The following is a 20,154-nucleotide window of genomic DNA, read 5'->3' as shown; positions in this document are numbered from 1 at the left end:
AACTGTTATCGCATATAACAACACTGTTATTAAAATATGCTGATCCTCTAATAAAACTTTATCTGGTTCTCCACCTTTATCTTCCATGTGAACTAAATATAAATAACGAAAGATCCCGTAAATTACAAATGGGATTGTCCACATTAAATAGATACTTTTCCCTGCATTAAAAGTAAAGATAGCATAAGTTACAATAGTTGCCGATGTAACAATTGTACTTAATTGGTCTAACAAAGCAGGGGAATAACTTTCTAATACTTTTCTATGAGAACCTTTATTATTCTGTAACAATACTAATTCATGTCTTCTTTTATTAATAGCCAAGAATAGTGACAGTAATAATGTACATAATAAAAACCACGGTGTAAATGGCACTTGAATAACTAATCCACCGGCCAATGCTCGTAAAACAAATCCAGATGCAATAATTAAAATATCAATGATTACAACGTGCTTTAAACGAATTGAATACGCTACATTTAAAATAAAATAGGTTGCTAATACTAAGCACAATAACGGATTTAGTATATATGAAACTACTAAAGACGCTACTAAAATAACACAACCTGCCGTAATAGCAAAGTACGGATTTAATGCCCCCGATGCCATCGGTCGATATCGCTTAACAGGGTGCTGTCGATCTGCCTCGATATCCATAAAATCATTTAAAATATAGACACAGCCAGATATTGCACAAAATAGCGCAAAACAAATTGCAGCTTGTGCCACCATAATTAAAGATACTTGTTTTATTGAAAAGACTAACGCTGCAAATACAAGCAAGTTTTTAGTCCATTGTTTCGGGCGTAACTGTTTAAAAAACAATACAACTATATTTTGTTGAGATAAAGTTCCTTCCCTCATAATAATAAGAGTGCTTCTATTTTGTCACTCTCTTCTTTCCCTCCCTATTCAATTGTAATTTCCTTCTAATACAGGAAAAATTATAACACATAAATTAAACATTGAAAATCAGTTATTAAATACCAATAATAAAGGGCTCTCCTCTATATTAATGTTTCTAAAAAAATACAGAAGGAAGCCCTATCAACTATATATTCTATTTCAAATATTGACCCCGAAACACCTGCATCGTTTCGTCTTGATTTAACATCGTTAATTCTTCTTCTGAAAACTTACCGTTTCCAACTTTCACTACATACACATTTACTTTTTTCTTACCCCATTGGCTATAAACATCTTTCACCGTATCATAGTACAAATCAAGACGGTTTCCTTTTATTGCACCGCCCTTATCTGCTACTACACCATACCCATAACCTGGTACGAATAAAATTGTTCCAATTGGGAATACGCGTAAGTCCGCAGCGATTGTGGAATATAAATCCCTTTTCGCCTTAACACCTGAATATGTAATACCATACTCCGGATGTCCCGGCCTCTTACCAGTTGACTCAATTCCCGACGTATAACCTGTTGCCGTCATTTCAATTGAACGATATTTAGACCAGTCGTTTGCCTGCTCTAAAGCATTTATCACTTCTTTACTCGGAGCAACATTTCTCTTAACTTCTGCTGCATGTACTTCTTTTGCACTCGTTCCCTCATACTTCTTTACAATCTCTAATAAAGAAACTCCTGTGAAAGCATTCCATGTTACGCATAATGCAATTGCAAGTAAACAAGTCATCATAATGCGAATACAATATCGTTTTAACATTTTTATATTCCACACTCCTTCATCGTTAATCATTCCCTATACCATGAAGGAATATGCAAAAAAATAATCTCCAACTTAATTGGAGATTAAAACATTTGATATCCGCTTTTCCGAAGTTTCTTGATTACGACTCCTGCTAAAGCAGCCCCTACTAATCCAGTAGATAGAATAAATACGTCTGCTTGTCCTAAGTGCGATACACTTGTCCCAAATGAAGAAAATGTTTCTTTCGGTTTTGAAAAATAATCCCACATACTCGCTTTATTAATAATAAGCATACAAACAATCGGATACACAATAACCATCACCCAAGTAGCTCGCAAAATCATGTTGAGTAAAAATCCAATTCCAAAGAACAAAATAAAAAATAACATCATTGAAATAAGTAGTACCGGTATACTCACTCTTTCTCCCTCTCCTTCGCATGCGCCGTAAATACGTGATAGGCTGTATAACCAAATTGCTCTCCTGGATTTAATGTTTTATCCATTTCAAGATGTAATTCTGATTTTCTTTCTAACAAATACTTAATAAGCACAGACGTATTTGGATCGTCCGCAATCGTATCTGGATGTAGAAACGCCACTTCAGACAATTCTTTCTCCTGTATAATAATATTTTCTCCTTCAGGCTCCAAAAGGAAAATAATCATATTATCACTAATCTCATTACGAATAACACCCGATCGAACACCAATGATCCCCTTCACATGAGCGACAATGCCTGTCTCTTCTAATACTTCGCGTTTCACAGCTTCATCAACCGTCTCACCTTCATTTACAAAACCAGCCGGTAAAGACCATTTCCCTTTTAATCCACTGTATTTTTTCTTAACGAATAGCCACCTGCCATCTTTTGTAGCTACTAGGCCACTAACAGCTAGCCATACCTTCCCTCGTTTCTCCATGATGTAATAACCTCCTCTTTCAGAACGGACAGAATATTCTTTCTTTTTATATTATACTATATTTTTAATATGAAAAAAGCAGAAACAGCTCTTAGCCGTTTCTGCTTTTTCTACTATATATTAAAAGAACTTTAATTTACCTTTTTTAAGAACTAATAAAGGTCCACCTAATAAGAATAGGTAACGGTTATCGATTACTTTCTTCATGAAGGAAGCTTTCCAACCTGTTAACTTTTTACCCATAACAACGCCCATTGCATCGTCATGACCTAAAGAACATACAGATCCTTTATTATCAAATGCGAATTTTTTCATTTCACCTTTACCGCGAACTAATACAGTTAAGTTGTGTGCAATATTGTAACCTTGTTGAATTGCGATTTGTGCTGTTGGTGGGTATGGACGGTTAATTTCTTCATTAATGATTAACGCTGCGTCACCAACCATGAATACATCTTCGTATCCTGGAGCATGCATGTACTCATCAACTTTTACACGTCCGCGCATTGCTTCAAATCCAGACTCTTCCACAATACCGTTACCACGAACACCTGCAGCCCAAACTACTGTTTCAGACTTAATTAATTCAGTGTCATCGCCATTCGCAACGATAATACCTTCTTCAGTTGCTTCTTTAATTGCTGTACCGATGCGGAATTCTACACCTTTTTTCTCAAGTTGTTTTACAGCGTATTCTACTAACGCTGGATCGAAACCTGGAAGTGCTGTTGGAGCAGCTTCTACACAGATGATACGTGCTTTTTCACGTGGTACATTGTACTCTTTGCAAAGTTCAGGAACACGGTTTGCAAGCTCACCTACGTACTCGATACCAGTAAATCCAGCACCACCAACAACGATTGTTACTAACTCATCGCGTTGTTCAGTTGCATATTTAGAGAAACTAGCTTCCATATGCTCACGAATTTCACGAGTTGCATTAATGTTAGCGATTGAGAATGCATGCTCTTTTAATCCTGTAATTCCGAATGTTTCTGATTCGAAACCAAGACCAATTACTAAGTAGTCATACTCTAACTCGCCGTCTTTTAAGATAATGCGTTTTTCAGCAGCTTTAATTTCTACTACTGTGTCTTGTACAAAGTTCACTTTATTTGTATCAATAACGTCTTGAATATCTAGACAGATTTTTTCATCTTGTAATGTACCAGCTGCGCTCTCGTGTAACCAAGTCGCTTGGTAGTGATAGCTGTTGTTGTTTACTAGCGTAATTTCAGCTTCATTTACAGATAATGCTTTTTGCAGACGAACAGTCGTAATCATCCCGCCATAACCTGCACCTAAAACTACGATTTTTGGAGTCTTCACCAAATCACAACCCTTTTCTTTATATAATAGTAATGAGAAATAATACCAAGTACTAAAAACTCTATTTGTCAAGAATGTGGAATTTATCACATTCTATATCATAACAAAACGCAGTCAAAAAATCGTACGAATTTTGTCATAGAAATTTAACATAATACTTCCCTATATTAGTCGGTTTTATTCCAGAATTCAAGCGTCTGGAGAATTATCAATATTTTAAAATAACATAGCGTTTTCAAGGGTTTTTTAGACTTTTTTTCATGTATTTTCCTTTCTGTATATTTTATACAATAAAAAAGAACCTATGCGAAAACTTACACACAATTCAGTCGTTTTCAGAAGTATTATGAACTCAAATATGCTATCATTTATTTGAAAGTGTCATCATTTGCAGGATTTTCGTGTACATATGAACAATATATGAAATCAATATCAAAATTCCATCTATAGGGGGAATGAAAGTGGCAGAAAATCAAAAAGTTTACGACATAACAATTATTGGTGGTGGTCCAACAGGGCTGTTCACAGCATTTTATGGCGGTATGAGACAAGCAAGTGTAAAAATCATTGAAAGCTTACCTCAACTTGGAGGACAATTATCCGCACTCTACCCTGAAAAATACATTTATGATGTAGCTGGATTCCCAAAAGTGCGCGCACAAGAATTAGTTGATAACTTAAAAGAGCAAATGAAGAAATTTGACCCAACCGTTTGTTTAGAAGAAGCTGTCGATACGCTTGAGAAACAAGCTGACGGTATATTTAAACTTGTTACGAATAAACAAACTCACTATTCTAAATCAGTTATTATTACTGCTGGCAATGGTGCTTTCCAACCACGCCGCTTAGAATTAGAAGGTACAGCAAAGTATGAAAAGAAAAACTTACATTATTTCGTTGATGATATGAATAAATTTGCCGGTAAGCGCGTCGTAGTATTTGGCGGCGGCGATTCAGCTGTTGATTGGACAATGATGTTAGAACCGATCGCTGAAAAAGTTACAATCGTTCATCGCCGCGATAAATTCCGTGCGCATGAACATAGCGTCGAAAACTTAATGAATTCTCGTGCAGAAGTAAGTACACCGTATGTTCCAGTTGAACTCATTGGTGATGACAAAATTGAACAAGTCGTTCTTCAGCACGTAAAAACTGAAGAAAAAGTTATCATCGATGTTGATGACGTAATTATAAACTATGGCTTCGTTTCTTCTCTTGGCCCAATTAAAAACTGGGGCTTAGATATACAAAAAAACAGCATCCTTGTAAATTCAAAAATGGAAACAAATATTCCTGGCATTTACGCTGCTGGTGACATTTGTACATATGAAGGAAAAGTAAAACTCATTGCTTGCGGCTTCGGTGAAGCACCAACAGCAGTAAACAATGCAAAAGCTTACTTCGATCCAAATGCAAAACTTCAACCAATGCATAGCTCAAGCATGTTTTAATATGTAAAAATAAAAGCTCCTTCCATACGTGGAAGGAGCTTTTATTTTATATACCACGAAAGCACACTGAATTCGATAAACTATCGAACTCAGTGTGCTTTTCGTCTAAAAAAATTATTGTTTTCTTCTTCTACCTAATACGAATAATACTCCGCCAACTAAGAATGAAATTCCAGCACCAACTGACATCATCCATGGAGACGCTGCCCCTGTTTTCGGTAATTCTCTTTCTGTTTTTACTTGCGGCTCTTTAATTAATTTTTCCAATCTTACTTCCGGTTTCACTTCTGGCTCCTTCGGTTCTTTCGGATCTTCCGGTTTCACTTCTGGCTCCTTCGGCTCTTTCGGATCTTCTGGTTTCACTTCTGGCTCCTTCGGTTCTTTCGGATCCTCCGGTTTCACTTCTGGCTCCTTCGGCTCTTTCGGATCTTCTGGTTTCACTTCTGGCTCCTTCGGTTCTTTCGGATCCTCCGGTTTCACTTCTGGTTCCTTCGGCTCTTTCGGATCTTCTGGTTTCACTTCTGGCTCCTTCGGCTCTTTCGGATCTTCTGGTTTCACTTCTGGCTCCTTCGGTTCTTTCGGATCTTCCGGTTTCACTTCTGGTTCCTTCGGTTCTTTCGGATCCTCCGGTTTCACTTCTGGCTCCTTCGGTTCTTTCGGATCTTCCGGTTTCACTTCTGGCTCCTTCGGCTCTTTCGGATCTTTCGGATCTTCTGGTATCTTAAAATCTCCTTTTGTTTTCGGTAAAATTGTAACTGTAGGCTCAAGTGGCGGATTTATTTTATCGTCCACTACTGCTTTATTTGTTATCCCTTTACTCGGCGCTTCTTTTACCTTCGCTTTAAAAATAATACTACGTTCTTTCGTATCTGTAATTTCTAGATACTTGGCGATTACTTTTCCAAACTCCATTTTTAACTCTATTGGATTTGGCTCAGCCCCTTCAAATCTAATACTACCTTGCACGTATTCTAAACCGGCTGGAATTTCATCTTCTATTGTAACTACATCTAGTTTTCCGTTTTCCACCGTATTTTTGAAGCTAATTCGGTATTCTACTTCTTCTCCTAGCTTTGGCTCTTTATTACTTACTGTCTTCGCTGCTGTTAACTTACCATCTTTATATTCTGGCTTTATTTTCGCTGTCGGTTCTATAACTGGATGTTTCGGATCATCCACTTCAATAATCGCTTTATTTGTTATTTCTCCTCCAACTTTTGCTGTTTCTTTTACCTTTACTTTAAAGATGACACTTCTTTCTTTCGTATCCGTAATTTCTGGATACTTCACTGTTACTTTTCCATTCTCTACTTTAAGTTCTGTAGGCACAGGCTTATCACCTACGGCCTCCAGACTATCTTTCACATACTCTAAACCAGACGGAATTTCATCTTCAATCTTTACATCAACTAACTTCCCGCCATCTACTGTGCCGTTAAAAGTAATTCGATATTCAATTTCTTCCCCTAGCTTTGGTTCATGATTACTTACTTCTTTCCTTGCCTCTAGTTTCCCATCTTTATATTGCGGTGTGATTGGTATAAGTGACTCAACTGGCGGCGTCGTCGGATTATTATCATCAACAATCGCCTTGTTTACAATCTCTTTTCCTACTTGTACCGTCTCTTGTACTCTCACTTTAAAGATGATACTTCTTTTTTTCGTATCCGTAATTTCTGGATACTTTGCTGTTACTTTTCCATTCTCTACTTTAAGTTCCACCGGATATGGTTCCGGCCCATCAGACTTTATACTATCTTGTACGTATTCTAAACCGGCTGGAATTTCATCTTCTACCTTTACCTCAGTTAGTTTTCCGTTCTCTACCGTATTTTCAAAGCTAATTCGATATTCTACTTCTTCTCCTAACTTTGGTTCATGATTACTTACTGTTTTTTCTGCTTGTAATGCACCATCTTTATATTGAGGCTGAATAGAGATATTCGGTTGCTCTGGTGGATTTATTGTATCTTCCACAATCGCCTTGTTCACAATCTCTTCGCCTACTTTAGCTTTTTCTTTCACTTTCACTTTAAAGACGATACTTCTTTCTTTCATATCCGTAATTTCTGGATATTCCGCAAGGACGATTCCGTTTTTCACTTTCACATACAACGGTTTCGGATTCTCTCCCTCGGCTCTTTCACTACCTTCTACAAACTCTAAGCCAGTTGGTAATTCATCCTTAATCTTCACCTTCGCTACTTTTCCATGCTCTACTACGTTACGGAAAGTAATTCGATACTCTACTTCTTCTCCTAATTTTGGAGCTGGATTATTTACTGTTTTCTCAGCTTTTAGTTTTCCGTCCTTATACTCCGGCGTAATAATCGCTTCTGGTTTTTGCGGCGGATTCTTCGGATTGTCATCATCCACAATTGCCGTATTCACGATTTTCTTACCGACTTTTGCTACTTCCGTTACTTTCACTTTAAAGATAATACTACGCTCAGCTGTATCAGTAATATTTTCATACTTCGCTGTAATTTTCCCAGCTTCTTCTTTTAACTCTACTGGCGCTGGCTCATTACCTTCTGATTTTAAACTATCCTTCACATACTCTAAACCAGTTGGTAATTGATCCTCAATTTTCACTTCTGCTAGTTTTCCGTTTTCTACCGTATTTTTAAAACTAATTCGGTACTCTACTTCTTCTCCTAGCTTTGGATCTTTTTTATTTACCTTTTTATCAGCTTTAACTTTACCGTCTTTATGCTGCGGGGTAATTTCTACTTCTGGTCGCTCTGGTGGATTTGTTGTATCATCAACAATTGCTTTATTTACAATTGCTTTGTCCACTTCAACAGAATCTTTCACCTTCACTTTAAAGATAATGCTTCTTTCTTTCATGTCAGTGATATTTTCATACTTCGCACTAACCTTACCAGCTTCTTCTTTCAACTCTACTGGTGCTGGCTTATCACCTTCTGCTTTTAGACTATCTTTCACATACTCTAAACCAGACGGAATTTCATCCTCAATTTTCACCTCTGCCAGTTTTCCATCTTTCACCGTATTATTAAATGAAATTCGGTATTCGATTTCTTCCCCTAGCTTCGGTTTATGATTATTCACCTTTTTATGAGTAGCAATTTTACCGTCTTTATATTGCGGTGTAATTTTTGCTGTCGGATCAATTACTGGATGGTTCGGATCATCAACATGGATAATCGCTTTATTTGTGATGTCTTTACCTATTGCAACTGAATCTTTCACCTTCACTTTAAAGACGATACTTCTTTCTTTCGTATCCATAATCTCTGAATACTTTGCCATTACCTTACCATTTTCTACTTTCAACTCCACTGGTTTTGGCTCTTCACCTTCAGCCTTTTCGCTTCCTTCTACAAACTCTAATCCAGCTGGAATTTCATCTTCTATTTTTACCTCTGCTAGTTTTCCATCTTTCACCGTATTATTAAAAATAATTCGATATTCGATTTCCTCACCTAACTTCGGTTCATGATTACTTACTTCTTTTCTTGCCTCAATTTTCCCATCTTTATATTGTGGTGTAATCGGTACATAAGGCTCTTCTGGCAGATTCTTTGTATCATCTATAATTGCCTCATTTACGATTTCTTCTCCCACTTTTACGCTTTCTTTTACCTTCGCTTTAAAGACAATACTTCTTTCCTCTGTATCTGTAATTTCTGGATACTTTGCCATTACCTTATTATTTTTCACCTGTAGCTCTACTGGTTTCGGTTTAGAACCTTCTGCTGTGATGCTGCCTTCTACATACTCTAAACCATTTGGTAATGTATCCTTTATATTTACCTCTACTAGTTTTCCGTTTTCTACCGTGTTTTTAAAACTAATTCGGTATTCTACTTCTTCTCCTAGTTTCGGTTTATGATTATTTGCTACTTTCTGCGCAGCAATTTTACCATCTTTATATTGCGGAGTAATTTCCACACGAGGCTCTTCTGGCTCATTTTTTGTATCTACTACGATTGCTTTATTAACAATCTCCTTGCCTATTTCTGCCTCTTCTTTTACTTTCACTTTAAAAATAATACTTCTTTCTTTTGTATCCGCAATTTCTAGATACTTTGCCATTACCTTGCCGTTTTCAAATTTCAATTCTACCGGACTTGGTTTAGAACCTTCTGCTTGTAAACTGTTCTCCACGTACTCTAATCCAGCTGGAATTTCATCTTCTACTGTAACCTCTACTAGTTTTCCGTTTTCTACCGTGTTTTTAAAACTAATTCGGTATTCTACTTCTTCTCCTAATTTCGGTTTTTTATTGTTTACAAATTTCTCTGCTTTAAGCTTACCGTCTTTATATTCTGGCGTAATTGTTACTTCTGAAGTTGTTGGATCTTTTGTATCATCAACAACTACTTTATTGACAATGCCTTCACCAACCTTAAATTCTTCTTTTACTTTCGCTTTAAAGACGATACTTCTTTCTTCTGTATCCATAATTTCTGGATATTTTGCGATTACTTTTCCATCTTTCACTTTCAGTTCTACCGGATCTGGCTTAGAACCTTCTGCTCGTAAACTATCTTTCACATACTCTAATCCATTTGGTAAATCATCTTTTATTGTCACCTCTGCTAGCTTTCCGTTTTCTACCGTATTTTTAAAGCTAATTCGGTATTCCACTTCTTCTCCTAACTTCGGTGTTTCATTATTTACCGTTTTCTTCGCTTCCACTTTTCCGTCTTTATGCTGTGGAGTAATTTCTGCCGTCGGTGTTTCTGGCTCATTTTTCGTATCATCAATAATTGCTTTATTGACGATTTTTTTACCGACTTTCACTTCATCTTTTACTTTCACTTTAAAAGTGATACTTCTTTCTTCTGTATCCGTAATCTCTGGATACTTCGCCATTACCTTACCATTTTCAAATTTCAATTCTACTGGATCCGGCTTAGAACCTTCTGCTTTCACACTGTTTTCTACGTACTCTAAACCTTCTGGTAAAGTATCTTCTATTTTCACCTCTGCTAGTTTTCCGTCTTCTACCGTGTTTTTAAAACTAATTCGGTATTCTACTTCTTCTCCTAACTTCGGCGTTTCATTATTTACCGTCTTCTTCGCTTTCACTTTTCCGTCTTTATGTTGCGGAATAATTTCTGCTGTCGGTGTTTCTGGCGGATGTTTTGTATCGCTCACAATCGCTTCATTAACAATTGAATCGCTCACTTTACCTTTTACTTTCACTTTAAAGGTAATACTTCTCTCTTTTGTATCTGTAATCTCAGGATACTTTGCCATTACCTTACCGTTTTCAAATTTCAATTCCATTGGATCTGGCTTAGAACCTTCTACTTTTACACTATCTTTCACATACTCTAATCCATTTGGTAAACCATCTTCTATCTTTACCTCTGTTAGCTTTCCATGTTCTACCGTATTTTTAAAGCTGATTCGGTATTCCACTTCTTCTCCTAACTTCGGCGTTTCATTATTTACCATCTTTTTCGCTTCAAGTTTTCCATCTTTATACTGAGGAATAATTTCCGCAGTCGGATTAACTGGCTTATTTTGCGAATCATCAATAGTTGCTTTATTAATGATTTTTTTACCGACTGTTACTCCTTCTTTTACTTTCACTTTAAAAACGATACTTCTTTCTTCTGTATCCATAATTTCTGGATATTTTGCCATTACCTTACCGTTTTCAAATTTCAGCTCTACTGAATCTGTTCCGACACCTTCTGCTTTCAAACTATTTTCTACATACTCTAAACCTTCTGGTAAAGTATCCTCTATTATCACGTCTGTTAGCTTTCCGTACTTAACCGTGTTTTTCATACTAATTCGGTATTCTACTTCTTCTCCTAACTTCGGTGTTTCATTATTTACGCTTTTCTTCGCTTTAATTTTTCCATCTTTGTGTAATGGTGTGATTTTTGCTTCTGGTTCTTTCGGATGTTTCATATCATCCACAATTGCCTTATTGATGATTTCCTTACCTACTTCCGCTTCTTCCTTCACCTTTACCTTAAAGACAATACTTCTTTCTTTCATATCCGTAATATTTTCGTATTCAGCAATGACTTTTCCATCTTTCACACTTAACTTTAATGGAGCTGGTTTATCACCTTCAGCCTTTTCACTGCCTTTTACATACTCTAAACCGTTAGGAATTGTATCCTCTATTATTACCTTTTCTAGTTTTCCGTTTTCTACCGTGTTCTTAAAGCTAATTCGGTATTCTACTTCTTCTCCTAGTTTTGGTGATGGATTATCTACTGTCTTCTTCGAATCAATTATTCCATCCTTATGTTGCGGAGTAATTCTTTCCTCCGGCTCAATCGGTGGATTTTTCGTATCATCAACAATTGCTTTATTGACAATCTCTTTATCTACTTTTGCTTCTTCCTTCACCTTTACTTTAAAGACGATACTTCTTTCTTTCATATCCATAATATCGATATACTTAGCTTTGACTATCCCATTTTCAACAGCTAATTCTACTGGTCCAGGTGCTTCTCCTTCGGCCTTGATGCTATTTTCTACATATTCAAGACCTTTTGGAATTGTATCTTCCACTCGCACCTCTTCAAGTTTTCCGTTCTCAACCGTATTATGAAAACTAATGCGGTACTCGATTTCTTCGCCTAACTTTGGCTTCTTATTATTAACTACCTTTGTAGCAGCAATTTCACCTTTTTTACTTTGCGGTGTAATAACAACCTTTGATTCAACAGGCTCATTTTTCGGATCTTTTGCAATTGCTTTATTTACGATTGCCTCCCCTACTTTTGCCGAATCTTTTACTTTCACTTTAAAAACAATACTTCTTTTTTCTGTATCCGTAATTTCTGGATACTTTGCCATTACTTTGCCGTCTTCCACTTTTAGTTCTACTGGCTCTGGTTTTATACCTTCAGCTTTCAAACTATCTTTCACGTATTCAACACCTTTAGGTAGTGTATCTTCTACTAGCACCTTTTCTAGTTTTCCGTTTTCTACCGTATTATAAAATGTAATTCGGTATTCCACTTCTTCTCCTAGTTTTGGTGTTTGATTCGTTACGCTTTTTTCAACATCCACTTTACCGTATTTATAATCCGGCGTAATCTTTTCTTCTGGATGCTCAGTTTGTCCATTCGGCTCACTCACAACCGCTTTATTAACAATTGTTTCTCCGGCTTTTGCCTCTTCTTTTACTTTCACTTTAAAGGCAATGCTTCGCTCTTTTGTATCCATAATCTCTGGATATTTGGCGATTACCTTACCATTTTCTACTTTTAACTCTACTGGATTTGGTTCAGCACCTTCAGCTCGCTCACTGCCTTGAACAAATTCTAAGTTAGCTGGAATTTCATCTTCTATTGTAACTGCATCTAGTTTTCCGTTTTCCACCGTATTTTGGAAGCTAATTTGATATTCAACTTCTTCTCCTAGCTTCGGCTTTTTATTTGTTGCTTTTTTCTTTGCAGCAATTTTACCGGCCTTATGCTGTGGTGTAATCTTCTCTTCTAGATTCTTTGGTGGATTTGTTTTATCACTAACGGTTGCTTTATTAACAATTTCTTCACCAATTTTTGCAGTTTCTTTTACTTTTGTTTTAAAGACGATACTTCTTTCTTCCATATCCATAATTTCTGGATACTTTGCAATTACTTTTCCATTTTCAAACTTCAGCTCTACTGGCTCTGGTTTTGCACCTTCTGCTTTCAAACTATCTTTCACGTATTCAAGATTGCTTGGTAATTCATCTTCAATGGTCAATACATCTAGACGTCCATCTTTTGTCTTATTTTTAAATGTAATACGATACTCTACCTCGTCACCTAGCTTCGGTGTTTTATTAGATGCTATTTTTTTAGCTTCTATTTCTCCAGGGATCTCTTTTGGAGTCGTAACCGTAATATCTGCATCATCTGCAGTTTCATAATTTACCTCGCTACTATCTTGTCCCTTTACAACAACGATATTTTTTACTGTTGTATCTGATTGTACAGAAGCTTTCACTTTTACTTTGAATGTAATAACAGCACTTTCACCAGGCTTTAAAACACCGCCGTCTTTAGCATTTGCACCTTCACCAATACGGAAATCAATTTGATTATTTACAAACTCCGCTTCATCATCGCTTGCATTATCTGTTTTATTTCCTTTATTACTTCCAGACACATATTGAATAGATCCCGGAACATACTCTAAACGATCATCTAATTTATCAAAACCTTTTACATTAGATACAGGGGCTTGGTTATTTTTCGTATCATTTTTCACTTCAATTTGATACGTAAACTCTTCACCAGCTTTAACGTCCTTAATTTCTTTCCCAGCACTATCTAACGCCTTTTTATCAACTTGTAAGTTTGGCGCATTATGTTCTGTAACAAATGTAGCGTTATTTAATACGTAAATATCACCAGTAGCACCATTTGCTTTAAATTGCATTTTACCTTCTTTTAAATCATTTTTCACTTTAGCAGGTCCTTCAAGATGATACGTATGAATATCAGTACTAAATGAATTTGTCCAATCCGGATTATATCCTGGATATTTTTTCGTAACAAACTCGTTAGTACCATCCACTTGCACTTCTGTCATAGATGAATCATTAACATCATTTTTTTTACCGTTAATGTTTTCTAAATCTTTATAACCGAATCCAAAATCATACTGCCCAAAATCATAGGCATATATATCATTTTCAGCAGGATCTCCTTGTGACGAGAAATAACTAAATTTCGCCTTAAAAGCCCCTTCTTTTGGCGTGTTTATTTTATTAATACCAATAGTTGTCCAGGCTGCACTTTTTTGAGCAACTAACCCTTCCCAAATCTTCATATCTTTTACGGTTTCTTTATGGTTTTCATACACTAATATAAGATTCCAGTTGCCCCAGTAGTAACCACTGCCTTTTTCAAATTTAATTTGTGGCACATTCGCAACTGTCACCGTTTGAGAAATACCTTGCTTTGCAATTACATTTGTTACGTCAGCATATGCAACATAACCGGCACCAGCACCCGAGTAATTTGAAATATACGGTAAATAATCCGCTTTTCGTATACTATCAGCACTTACTTCAGCGTATCCTTTATTCCCCATTTTCATTTTAACGGGCTCTCTTACATCTGCATCGCTAACTCTATACTCTTTAGATGGATAAGTTGGCGTTCCCATAGCTGCTGTCCAAAATAAATACGCCTTTTTCACTTTACTTCCAGCAGGAATGTTAGGAAAAGCTCCTGTTGACGAATTAAAAGTACTATCATCGTTATCAACGTCCACAGTCATTTTATTCGTCTTATACCCCAGACTTTGTCTGCCATAATGATCGGTCGTCAAACCAAGTGTTACATTACCAGTCTGTACTAAATTACCAGCAGTAATTGTAGAATACAGTGGATCTCCAAATCCTTGCTTATCCCCTGTTTGCATTTGAACCTTCGAAGCATTCTCTGATGCAGCTTGTACTTTTGCATCGCTCTGATTTTCCGCTTCTTTTTCTAGTTTCTCAGCTTCGGTTACTGGTTGTTTTGGTGGTTCTGTTTTTGATGTAGGGTTATTTTTATCTTCTACAGATACTTTTAGCTTTTCATCAACTTTTTTAATTGTATTATTAGCTGATGGGCCAACTTCTTTCTTACTACTGTCAGCCTCCTCATCGGCATTAGCTGCTACCTTTTCTTCAGAAGGGATTCCCTCAACATCTACAGACATGTTCCCTATTTGTAGTTGATCCTTTTGCACACTAATTTTTTGCTTATACTCATTATTAAAATGTTGTGCACGACGAGCTTTTATTAACACAGTCATTTTTTCATGTGATTTTAAATCTTTAATTTTAAGATTAGAAGAAAGAACCTTTCCTCCCTTATCTTTTTCCTCTACATAGAAATCCGCTACCTTATTTTCAGGTAACTTCTCTCCGTTTACTTTCACAGATTGCGAAGGGAACGTAATTTCATTTTCATTATTTTGTTTAAGCACCAATTCTTGAATTGGTGTAGCTCCCGTATTTTCAATCGTATATTGAAATACGTGCTCCCTCTCTGCTACTTCTCCCTTATATATTTCAGCATTTACTTGCTCTGCCTTAATTTTCACATCATTTCCTTGTAGCTCATCCCAGCTTTTTTTATTTATCTCTGTAGCAAAAGCACTGGGTGAAGGCAATATGATGGATAGGAGAAGTGTGATCATCGTTACGACATTAAAACACTTCAATACTTGCTTCATATTTTCTACCTTTCTCCTTTCTATATACTTGCTATCCGTCTACTTAATTTCGTAGCCGTATACATAGCAATATATATCCACTCGCAACAATCCGACCTACGAAAATGTATCGTTGAAATCCCAATGTCAACAATATAAATCTCATAGAATATTACTATTTTAATTTATCAAAAATAGCATATATATATCGGACACTTATACAAACCTTCACCATTTTTTAACATAGTAAAAAATGCCCTATTGTATAGGTTTATATAACAGTTTAAGGATACATAAAAAGCTTAACATATCTCTTAATCTATTCATACATACAATAGAAATTTTACCATTTTTAGTCATTTCAGTTTGTTATTTATGATTAAAATTTTCAAAAAACAATAACCGTTACATGTAAAAATATGTTATATTATCAAGGAACATACGTTCTTATTTTAAAGGAGGAATTTGTAATGATAAACGAACCCATTATCGTAAAAAAAGAAGCTTTCCAAGCAATCGGCGTTTCGATTACGACGACTAACGAAATAGAGGCATCTACTGAAGGAAAAATTCCCGAGCTCTGGAACCGATACTTTCAAGAACAAATGATGCATCACATCCCAAATCAAAAAACGAAAGAAACATTCGCATTCTACTCCAACTATGAATCAGATGAAACTGGTACATATACATTTACAATCGGTACGACCGTTTCTTCATTAGAAGACGTTCCTGAAAATATGACAACTTTAACAATACCTGCTGCTACATATGCGGTATTTACAACGAGAAAGGGACCAGTTGCTGAAGTCGTTTGCGAAGCTTGGGAATATATTTGGCAATGGTCGAAAGAAAATAAACGTGCCTTCACAACAGACTTCGAGCTTTACGACGAAAGAGCATTAGATCCAAATCATGCACAATTGGATATTTATATTGCGTTAGCCTAAAAAAAGATGCCCATTCGGCATCTTTTTTTGTCGTTAAATAGCTACTGGGCAAATTCATTATTATTGTCTACAATGAGAAAGTGCAGTATAGAAATATTAGAAACTGTATAAAGTGAAACTATAATCAGTGGGGGCATCTCCCATTAAGTATTAGCCCTCACCAATCGGGCGTTTACTGGTTTTTTAGTTTAAATTTGTCACATAGAAAGGAAGCAATATGGAGGAACTACAACAAAATAAAACTGCTTTAGAAGGAAGCGGAAAACCGTTATTAAAAAATACGAATTTCCTTTTTCTTTGGGCAGCTACTCTTTTTTCAAGCTTTGCTTTAGCCTTTTTTACTTTTTCACAAACGTGGTACATAGCAAAAACATTAAACCTTGAAGCTTCACTCGGTGTTGTTTTCGTAGCTCTTAGTGTTCCAAGGCTTATTTTTATGATTATCGGCGGCGCTGTAGCTGATAAATTCCCGAAAAAAAACATTATGTTTTACTCCAATATTATTCGAGCGATTCTTGTCGCAACCATTCTCACATGGTTTATCGTTGGTGATGTAACACTATATACATTTGCTTTATTCGCTTTATTCTTTGGACTTGCTGATGCTTTTTTCTGGTCAGCAGATGGATCTATCTTACCTGAATTGGTAGAAAAAAGCCGGTTAACACAAGCGAATTCACTTACACAAATGACGAACCAAGCATCGGTCATCTTAGGCCCTGTACTTGGCGGAATTCTGATCAAATTTACAAACTACGAGACAATATTTTCTATTACAATTTTATTACTGATTGTCGCAGCCATACTCGTTCAAAAAATACAATTTACGATGCCAGAACTAAAAGATACAGATAAAGGTATGTTCACTTCCATTAAAGACGGAATCTTATATGTAAAGGAATCGCCATTCCTTTCAACTTTCCTTCTTTGTAGCGCCTTTTTAAATTTATTTTTAATTGGTCCGATGCAAGTCGGTTTCCCGCTTTTCGTTAAAAATGTTCTGCACGGTGACTCGCTCCATTTCAGTTACTTAGAAGCATCTGTAGGCGGCGGAATGGCAATAGGCGCTGTCATTGTCGGTTTAAAAAATATTAATCGTAGACGCGGACTATTTTGCATTATCATGATGCTACTGTCTGGTGTATTCTTCTTATCCATCAACTTTAGCACCGTACTTTGGCAAGCATTATTAGCCGGCATGTTTTACGGTATTACAATCGCAATGGCTATCGTTCCGCTTATGGCGATGATTCAATCGACAGTAAAAGAGGAAATGATGGGACGCGTAATGAGCTTACTTATGCTATCATCAATGGGCTTTATCCCGCTCTCTTATGCATTCACATCAATCGCACTTGCAATGGGAATTCCAATCGTAACCGTTATGAAAAGCGGTGCAATTGCTGTTATCGTCTTCGTACTATTTGTAGCGATTCGTGTTCCAGTTGTAAGAAAGTTCGACTAGCTACTTGGAGTCATGTATTATACGCATGGCTCCTTTTTAAATGGATCAAATAACGCTATCCCCTTACTTCTTCTCACAGCTGCTCCCCATTCTAATCCAACCTCTAAAAATAAATCTCGCACTGTACTATATAAAAGTGCCTTCACATTTTTACGGATTTCCCCATATTTATAAGCTCTCACAACACTCTTCACTCGCCAAATGAAATTTCCATACACTTCTTCATCAGCTAATATCTGCTCTAGTAAAACACCTTGCTCTAGTAACCCGCTCTTTTTATACGCAAGCTCGACCTTACTCCAAAATATATTAATTTTCTTCGGATTACTCGTCATCGGTACCAGTGCGTATATAAAAGGCTTCGGTATATCATGACGGCAATACGTCTCATCAAGCTCGTACGTTATTTTTCTTTTCTCTTTTATTTGTGGAATGTTTTTAGAAAGAGTTGTTTCCCTTTCGCTTTTTTGCTCCTTTCCGCTACAGCCAGCTGTATAATCCTCACTTTCACATGCGGACATTTTCATACGGTCATCCATGCGGTCAATTGCAGATATAAGAAAAATATATAAGTTCGCACTATACCCACCGCGCTTATGTCTTTCTTTTGTTGCAACACGCTTTATAATTCCTAGTTCCTCTAACTTTGCAATTGAACGGCGTACTGTACGAATACTCTTTCCAACATTCTTCGCAATCGTCTCCATTAACGGACAGGCGACTCCTACTGTTTTTTGTTTCTCATTCACCGCATACTTTCCTAAAAAATGAATAATGGTAGCATCCGTTTTATTCAATTGAAATCGATAGCACTTCAAAACTTGTTTTTGATATGTATTAAACTCTTCTTTACTTCGAAATTCACTGTATGGTTTCATTAAATTATATAAGCTTCCCATTTATATCACCTCATTTATAAGTAAGAGGCAGGAAGAGAATTTGGCGTGGAATTTAATATTTTTTTAATGGAGATGAAAATATGATCGTAATTAGCGCTTGTTTAGGTGGTATAGCTTGTCGATATGACGGAAATGACAATCTCGTTTCAAAAATAGAGGAGCTACTACAAAAAGAAGATACAGTCCTCATTTGTCCTGAAGTATTAGGAGGACTGCCAACACCTCGTCCTTCTGCTGAAATTATTGGCGGGAATGGCGACGACGTTTTGGACGGAAAAGCGAAAGTGATGACAAAAGATGGTGAAGATGTCACAGAAGCTTTCGTAAATGGTGCTTATAAAGCATTAGAACAAATTAAAAATTTACACCCAGAATATATTATTTTAAAGGAACGTAGTCCATCTTGTGGCAGTTCTACGATTTACACTGGTGAATTTAATGGCAATAAGCAAACTGGTTACGGGGTAACTACTGCTTTATTTAAAAGACACGGATTTAAAGTCATTTCAGAAGAAGAATTTGAAAGCAAAAAAAGGAATTGACCCTGTTCGTCAATTCCTTTTCTATCTGTCTTATTTCACGCCTAATTTTTCTTTCACTTTCGCTGGAAGCTCGTCTTTCTTTACTTCTTCCCAAGCTGATACACCTTTTTTATCTGAGTGATATACGCGTAGGAATGCTTCTTTACGAAGATTTTTTTGAGCTGTAAATTCTAATTCTTTCTCTTTACCGTCTTTATCAAAGCCAGTCAACTTATATTCATAATCTTTAAATTTTTGACCATTATCAGCTTTACTATGAACTTCTTTTCCATCTACTGTAATTTGAACGTAGTACTCATCTTTACCCATACGGTTTAAATCACAACCAACTAACAAGCTTGCGAATACAACTAAAATACTAAATAGTGCAATGTATCTTTTCATTTCCTTCACCTCATATGTTTTTTCTTATATTCTTATCTTAAAGCCCAGAGCTTAAAGAAGAAATTCAAAAACATGACATGAACATTACACTTTTGTAAGATAATAATTATTTCTTCACTTTAGAAATTGTCATTCCATCACCAATTGGAACGAGTACAGATTGTAAATGCGGGTGGTTTGCTATCATTTCATTAAACTTCTTCATAACTTCTGTATAACGTTTTTGTTTCACACTCTCATCAGCTACACTACCGCCAATAACGTCTTTCACGCCAATTTCGCCACTTATCACGTAATTTCCTTATACCGTTTATTACGCCTTCTATTATGCATTCCATTATAATATTTATTACAAGGTATCTTATACATCTAAAAATAGAACCTATAACATACTTCAATA

Annotated in this window: 13 protein-coding genes; 4 read left to right on the top strand and 9 right to left on the bottom strand. The window is 36.2% G+C overall.

Features of this window, described 5'->3' with window-relative positions; translation table 11 throughout:
• The 5 genes from ACTFN4_RS17400 to ACTFN4_RS17380 form a co-directional block, all read right to left on the bottom strand.
• A partial coding sequence (locus ACTFN4_RS17400) for a decaprenyl-phosphate phosphoribosyltransferase (RefSeq protein WP_439962571.1) occupies window positions 1-864 on the bottom strand: 864 nt, incomplete at its 3' end.
• A gap of 196 nt (window positions 865-1,060) precedes the next feature.
• Window positions 1,061-1,681, bottom strand: a complete 621-nt coding sequence (locus ACTFN4_RS17395) for a 3D domain-containing protein (RefSeq protein ID WP_002204854.1) — start codon at window positions 1,679-1,681, stop codon at window positions 1,061-1,063.
• An 86-nt stretch (window positions 1,682-1,767) separates the two neighbouring features.
• The gene (locus tag ACTFN4_RS17390) at window positions 1,768-2,085 is read right to left on the bottom strand and encodes a YuiB family protein (RefSeq protein WP_000027016.1); all 318 of its coding nucleotides are present in this window, start codon (window positions 2,083-2,085) and stop codon (window positions 1,768-1,770) included.
• Window positions 2,082-2,588, bottom strand: a complete 507-nt coding sequence (locus ACTFN4_RS17385) for an NUDIX hydrolase (protein ID WP_071740905.1) — start codon at window positions 2,586-2,588, stop codon at window positions 2,082-2,084. The genes ACTFN4_RS17390 and ACTFN4_RS17385 overlap by 4 nt, the downstream gene beginning before the upstream one ends.
• A gap of 120 nt (window positions 2,589-2,708) precedes the next feature.
• Entirely contained in the window at window positions 2,709-3,917 is a 1,209-nt protein-coding gene (locus ACTFN4_RS17380; protein ID WP_000856612.1) for an NAD(P)/FAD-dependent oxidoreductase, read from the bottom strand.
• A gap of 461 nt (window positions 3,918-4,378) precedes the next feature.
• Here ACTFN4_RS17380 and ACTFN4_RS17375 point away from each other — a divergent pair, with 461 nt between their 5' ends.
• Window positions 4,379-5,368 (top strand): NAD(P)/FAD-dependent oxidoreductase, encoded by a 990-nt coding sequence (locus ACTFN4_RS17375; protein WP_000829784.1) that lies wholly within the window; start codon window positions 4,379-4,381, stop codon window positions 5,366-5,368.
• Window positions 5,369-5,482: 114 nt separating this feature from the next.
• Here the strand turns inward: ACTFN4_RS17375 and ACTFN4_RS17370 are convergent, their stop codons facing one another.
• Window positions 5,483-15,535, bottom strand: coding sequence for an isopeptide-forming domain-containing fimbrial protein (locus ACTFN4_RS17370; protein ID WP_439962570.1), 10,053 nt, complete (start codon window positions 15,533-15,535; stop codon window positions 5,483-5,485).
• Between the two features lie 449 nt (window positions 15,536-15,984).
• On the opposite strand from ACTFN4_RS17370, the gene ACTFN4_RS17365 reads away from it, so the two are divergent.
• The gene (locus tag ACTFN4_RS17365) at window positions 15,985-16,464 is read left to right on the top strand and encodes a GyrI-like domain-containing protein (protein ID WP_000606657.1); all 480 of its coding nucleotides are present in this window, start codon (window positions 15,985-15,987) and stop codon (window positions 16,462-16,464) included.
• A 217-nt stretch (window positions 16,465-16,681) separates the two neighbouring features.
• Window positions 16,682-17,929, top strand: coding sequence for an MFS transporter (locus ACTFN4_RS17360; RefSeq protein WP_439962569.1), 1,248 nt, complete (start codon window positions 16,682-16,684; stop codon window positions 17,927-17,929).
• A 17-nt stretch (window positions 17,930-17,946) separates the two neighbouring features.
• Here ACTFN4_RS17360 and ACTFN4_RS17355 read toward each other — a convergent pair whose 3' ends face one another.
• Window positions 17,947-18,828: a helix-turn-helix domain-containing protein gene (locus ACTFN4_RS17355; protein ID WP_063246397.1), complete on the bottom strand. Its 882-nt coding sequence runs from the start codon at window positions 18,826-18,828 to the stop codon at window positions 17,947-17,949.
• 80 nt (window positions 18,829-18,908) lie between these two features.
• On the opposite strand from ACTFN4_RS17355, the gene ACTFN4_RS17350 reads away from it, so the two are divergent.
• The gene (locus ACTFN4_RS17350) at window positions 18,909-19,370 is read left to right on the top strand and encodes a DUF523 domain-containing protein (protein ID WP_000635489.1); all 462 of its coding nucleotides are present in this window, start codon (window positions 18,909-18,911) and stop codon (window positions 19,368-19,370) included.
• A gap of 30 nt (window positions 19,371-19,400) precedes the next feature.
• On the opposite strand, the gene ACTFN4_RS17345 is transcribed toward ACTFN4_RS17350, so the two are convergent.
• Window positions 19,401-19,754, bottom strand: a complete 354-nt coding sequence (locus ACTFN4_RS17345) for a YxeA family protein (protein ID WP_000833148.1) — start codon at window positions 19,752-19,754, stop codon at window positions 19,401-19,403.
• A 106-nt stretch (window positions 19,755-19,860) separates the two neighbouring features.
• Window positions 19,861-20,046: a methyltransferase gene (locus ACTFN4_RS17340; RefSeq protein ID WP_063246396.1), complete on the bottom strand. Its 186-nt coding sequence runs from the start codon at window positions 20,044-20,046 to the stop codon at window positions 19,861-19,863.
• Window positions 20,047-20,154 lie beyond the last annotated feature (108 nt).

Origin of the sequence: Bacillus cereus group sp. MYBK95-2, assembly GCF_051915225.1 — a bacterium.
GTDB lineage: Bacteria > Bacillota > Bacilli > Bacillales > Bacillaceae_G > Bacillus_A > Bacillus_A cereus.
This window is presented reverse-complemented; position numbering and strand designations above follow the sequence as displayed.

Excerpts from the sequence above, each read along its gene's own strand:
- ACTFN4_RS17370 (WP_439962570.1), bottom strand. The coding sequence starts at position 15,535 with ATGAAGCAAGTATTGAAGTGTTTTAATGTCGTAACGATGATCACACTT.
- ACTFN4_RS17385 (WP_071740905.1), bottom strand. The coding sequence starts at position 2,588 with ATGGAGAAACGAGGGAAGGTATGGCTAGCTGTTAGTGGCCTAGTAGCT.
- ACTFN4_RS17350 (WP_000635489.1), top strand. The coding sequence starts at position 18,909 with ATGATCGTAATTAGCGCTTGTTTAGGTGGTATAGCTTGTCGATATGAC.
- ACTFN4_RS17355 (WP_063246397.1), bottom strand. The coding sequence starts at position 18,828 with ATGGGAAGCTTATATAATTTAATGAAACCATACAGTGAATTTCGAAGT.
- ACTFN4_RS17360 (WP_439962569.1), top strand. The coding sequence starts at position 16,682 with ATGGAGGAACTACAACAAAATAAAACTGCTTTAGAAGGAAGCGGAAAA.
- ACTFN4_RS17365 (WP_000606657.1), top strand. The coding sequence starts at position 15,985 with ATGATAAACGAACCCATTATCGTAAAAAAAGAAGCTTTCCAAGCAATC.
- ACTFN4_RS17345 (WP_000833148.1), bottom strand. The coding sequence starts at position 19,754 with ATGAAAAGATACATTGCACTATTTAGTATTTTAGTTGTATTCGCAAGC.
- ACTFN4_RS17395 (WP_002204854.1), bottom strand. The coding sequence starts at position 1,681 with ATGTTAAAACGATATTGTATTCGCATTATGATGACTTGTTTACTTGCA.